Origin of the sequence: Streptomyces katrae (assembly GCF_000966975.1) — a bacterium.
Classification (GTDB): Bacteria; Actinomycetota; Actinomycetes; order Streptomycetales; family Streptomycetaceae; genus Streptomyces; species Streptomyces katrae.
This window is the reverse complement of record NZ_JZWV01000717.1, coordinates 1-3,243: the sequence shown is the minus strand read 5'-3', so window position 1 is coordinate 3,243 and position 3,243 is coordinate 1. Positions and strand designations below refer to the sequence as shown.

Below are 3,243 nucleotides of genomic sequence, written 5' to 3'. Positions count from 1 at the left end.
TCGTGTCCCACGGAATGTGGCTGTGCCCGAACACGAGCACGTCAAGATCTGCAAAGCGCTCGGCGCAGCGCCGCTCCCGCCCCGCGGCACCGCCTGTCTCGTGCACCACTCCGAACCGCAAGCCCGCCAGCGAGGCCCGGGCCACTTCCGGCAGGCGCCGGCGCAGCGCCGGCCCGTCGTTGTTGCCGTACACGCCGATCAGACGCCGGGCCCTGGCCTCCAGCAGGTCCAGCGTCGCCTCGTCCGTCCAGTCTCCGGCGTGGATGACGACATCGGCCGCGTCGACCTCGTCCAGCAACGCGTCCGGCAGGTGCTTGCCACGCGCGGGCAGATGCGTGTCGGAGGTCAACAACAGTCGCATGCTGCCACGGTAGACGGGCCCACCCCATCTGGCCCTCCGACGTGACCCTACGGCCGGGCCCATGCGACGGACATCCGGCGCTCGACGGCTGCTCCAGCCACCCACGCGTCGACCGCGGTCAACGCCTCCCCACAAACCGGATCAGGAGCGCAGTGGTCAGCACGAGAGCGTCTCCGGGTCCGGCGTGGCCGACGAGGTCCGGGCGGACACACACCGACAGTTGCGGCAGCGCGTCGTGCTGTCCTCCTTCCTCACACTGCCGCCCGTCGCTCTCGCCGTGATCCTGGCGACCGCCAACGGCTCCGACGGCATCGACCGCCACCGCGGCATCCGCCCACCACGCCCTGCTTCTTCGCGGCCGCACAGCTCCGCCCCCTCGGACCCGCCAACACCTGAAGCGGTATCGCTCGACTTCGAGCCATCTGCAGCTGAAGACGGTCAGCATCACACCTGGGCGCACGGGGGGATGTCACCCGGACGGCGGCTTGCGATGGCGCCGGGACGAGGCCCGCTCGTCCGTTCGGAGCAGTCTGGGCCGTAGGGATCGTGCATCGCGTTCCGATGTCGCCGGTGGGCGCCGAGGCCCCTTCAGCGCGTCCTGCACCCGTCCGGGGTAAGCACCCGCCAGGATGGGGGCCCCGGAGGCCGAGTGCCTGCGGGTGGGAGGAGACGGCATTGATCACCATGGGCGTCCAGCACAGTGGCGGTTCGGTCCTGGTCGGCATCAGCGGAGACCTCGACCAGGACGCGGGCGAGGCGCTGCGCCGAGCCTTTGAGGGCATCAGCGGGCTGGAGCGGGACGTGATGGTCGACGTCCACGGCGTGGGGTCCATGGACGTCGACGGGCTGCTGCACCTGTTGGACCTGCACCGGCGCGCGGAACTGCTGGGCCTGCGCGTCCTGGTGGTGGGCTGGCAGCCCCAGCCCCAGCAGCTCATGGCCCAGATCGCCGGCATCCCCGGCCCCGGGACAGCGTGCGGCGAACGCTACGCCCTGGCCGGCTTCCGCCGCCTCATCGAGGAACGCGCCCACCGCGCACACAGCCTCCCCGAAGGCCAGGGGTGGCCGGCCTGCACCTGACGTCCAGCCCTGTCAGCGAGGCTGGCGGCCTCCGGCCGCGCTCCGATCCCGCATGGGATCTTCGCCGGCGCCGACGCCCCCCGCACCTCAGCGCTTTCGCCACAGCGTGAGCCGAGTGGTGTAGTCGGGCAGGTTGTTGCCGGGGCTGGTGGTGATGCCGGTGATTTCGAGGAGGGCAAGGTGGTTCTCCGTCGTGACCGTGCACAGCAACGTCCCCACGGGGAGAGTCGTGCGCAGGTCCTGGGCCCGGATTTCGGTGGGCAGGACGTCGCTCTGGGCGCCCTGGAGGCACTCCTGCGGTGTCTTGCCGGTGCTCTTGCCCATGGGGGTGTAGAACTCCCATCTGCCGCCCGCGACTTCGCTGAGCATGATTTCCCGGCCCGGCGTGTCCTGGACGGTCTGGGGGACGTCGAGGTCGACTCGCATGATGTTGGCGCCGGTCGGCGAGCGAAGGGCCAGCGGGCGGTCCTGGAAAACGGCGATGTAGTCGGCGCCGTCGGATCCGGGCAGCGGGGTGGAGGGCGTTTCCGCTGTGGATGGGGGCGCGGTCGAGTGAGCCGGCTGTTCTGAGGGCTTGCCGCTGCCGCTTGCCGGCGCGGGGGCCTGAGTGCTGTCGGGACGGGTCAGCGTCCAGGTCAGGGCTCCTGCCAGGAGCACGGCGGCGCCGACGATCAGAGCCGTCCGTGTGCGCCGTGCGGCAAGGGGCGCCGTCGGCACGTGCTCAGGGGACGCGGTCGGGGCGGCGGCAAAGGTGGGGCCGTGCGGCGGGTGAGGTCGGGCCTCGGCGGGCATCGGGTCCGGGGCCGCGGTGAAGGGAGCGCTTGCACGGGCGGCGACCTCCTGCGCCAGCGGCCGGGGCAGCCAGCCGGTGAAGTCGTTCAGGGAGCGGCCCGCGGTCTGCTCGCACAGGGAGGTCAGTTCCGCCGGTCCGATGCGGTCGGCCGGGTCCGGGGACAGACAGCGCTGCAGAAGGGGGCGGAGCGTGGCGTCGTAGTGGTGCAGGGCAGGCGGGCGTGTGGCCGTGTTGGCGATCTGCGCGGCGAGGGTGAGAGCGCCGCCGTCGCCGTAGGGGTGGCGGCCGGTGGCGGCGACGGCCGCGATCAGGCCAAGTGAGAAGACGTCCGAGGCCGGGCCGACCGGCTCGCCCAGCGCGTGCTCCGGGGACATGAACTGGGGGGTGCCGACGATGCCGCCGGACGCGGTGAGCCGGGTGGCGTCGGCGGCGCGGGCGATTCCGAAGTCGATGACGTACGGACCTTGGTCGCTCAACAGGATGTTGGCGGGCTTGAGGTCGCGGTGGACGACGCCGGCCGTGTGGATGGCGGCCAGGGCGCGGGCGGTGCAGCCGACGAGCTGCAGCACGGCGGTCAGCGGGAGGGGGCCGTGCGCGGCGAGGGCCTGATCCAGGGAGAGTCCGGGCACGAACGTGGTGGCCAGCCAGGGCTGTTCGCCGGTGGTGTCGTGGTCGACGACGGGGACGATGTGGTAGCCCTGGACCTGCCGAGCGGCACGGACCTCCTGCTCGAAGCGGCGCCGGAAGCCTGGGTCCTGGGCGTGTTCGCGCCGGATCACCTTCAGGGCTACGGGCTGCCCACCACGGCTGCGCGACAGGAAGACCGTCCCCATCCCACCCTCACCGATACGCGCCAGCAAGCGGTAGCCCGCAATCTCCCGAGGGTCCTCAGCTCGCAGCCGCTCCCCCGCCCCGTGCACCGCCATGACCGACCGTCCCCCTGTTCCATGATCGTTGTGGGGAGCGTAGCGGACGGGGTCCACCAGGGTGGGCGCACGCTCGGGCCGAC

3 protein-coding genes are annotated in these 3,243 nt (G+C 72.0%); 1 reads left to right on the top strand and 2 read right to left on the bottom strand.

Annotation, left to right across the window (positions count from 1 at the left end; translation table 11 throughout):
* Positions 1 to 361, bottom strand: a 361-nt coding sequence (locus VR44_RS25020; RefSeq protein WP_045949846.1) for a metallophosphoesterase family protein, incomplete at its 3' end; no start/stop codon positions are given.
* Between the two features lie 684 nt (positions 362 to 1,045).
* On the opposite strand from VR44_RS25020, the gene VR44_RS25015 reads away from it, so the two are divergent.
* Positions 1,046 to 1,441 (top strand): STAS domain-containing protein, encoded by a 396-nt coding sequence (locus VR44_RS25015; RefSeq protein WP_245692163.1) that lies wholly within the window; start codon positions 1,046 to 1,048, stop codon positions 1,439 to 1,441.
* A gap of 87 nt (positions 1,442 to 1,528) precedes the next feature.
* Here VR44_RS25015 and VR44_RS42005 read toward each other — a convergent pair whose 3' ends face one another.
* Entirely contained in the window at positions 1,529 to 3,160 is a 1,632-nt protein-coding gene (locus VR44_RS42005) for a serine/threonine-protein kinase (RefSeq protein WP_094191897.1), read from the bottom strand.
* Between the last annotated feature and the right edge of the window lie 83 nt (positions 3,161 to 3,243).

Bases quoted from the DNA above. Each gene is read 5' to 3' on its own strand.
- VR44_RS42005 (WP_094191897.1), bottom strand. From the start codon at position 3,160: ATGGCGGTGCACGGGGCGGGGGAGCGGCTGCGAGCTGAGGACCCTCGG.
- VR44_RS25015 (WP_245692163.1), top strand. From the start codon at position 1,046: ATGGGCGTCCAGCACAGTGGCGGTTCGGTCCTGGTCGGCATCAGCGGA.